General features: G+C 67.1%; 1 protein-coding gene. It reads left to right on the plus strand.

Translation table 11 applies throughout. The annotated features are described in order from the left end of the window. The coding region (locus F0Q45_RS26435; RefSeq protein ID WP_262491205.1) for a helicase-related protein at positions 1-693 on the plus strand (693 nt) is incomplete at both ends.

A 693-nucleotide genomic window follows, 5' to 3' on the forward strand; every position in this document is an offset into this window, starting at 1 on the left:
TCAAGGTGATCGTCACCTCGGCGACAATCGAGCCGCACCGCTTTGCGGCGCATTTCGGCGGCGCGCCGGTTGTCGAGGTGTCCGGACGCACCCACCCGGTGCAGATCCGCTACCGGCCGTTGGAAGCTCCCGTGACGTTCGATGACGACGATGATCCAGATGACCCCGACCACGAAATCGCCCGGACCCAAACTCGCGACGAGATCGAGGCGATTGTCGACGCGATCGGTGAGCTCGAGGCCGAGCCGCCCGGCGACATTCTGGTATTTCTGTCTGGCGAGCGCGAAATCCGCGACACCGCAGAAGCTTTGAGTGAAATGCGGCACACCGAGGTGCTTCCGCTGTACGCCCGGTTGCCCACCGCCGAGCAACAGCGGGTGTTCGCACCGGTGTTCGCACCCCACGCCGGGCGCCGCGTCGTGCTAGCGACCAACGTCGCCGAGACTTCACTGACGGTGCCCGGGATTCGCTACGTCGTGGACCCCGGTAACGCCCGCATCTCCCGCTACAGCCGCCGCCTGAAGGCGCAGCGGTTGCCAATCGAACCGATCTCGCAGGCCTCAGCCGCGCAGCGAGCCGGGCGGTGCGGCCGCATCGCGCCCGGCGTCTGTATCCGTCTGTACTCCGAGGAGGACTTCGCGGCCCGCCCGCCCTATACCGACCCCGAGATACTGCGAACCAACCTCGCCGCGG

The sequence above is a fragment of the Mycobacterium simiae genome, from assembly GCF_008370645.1.
Taxonomy (GTDB): Bacteria; Actinomycetota; Actinomycetes; order Mycobacteriales; family Mycobacteriaceae; genus Mycobacterium; species Mycobacterium simiae_A.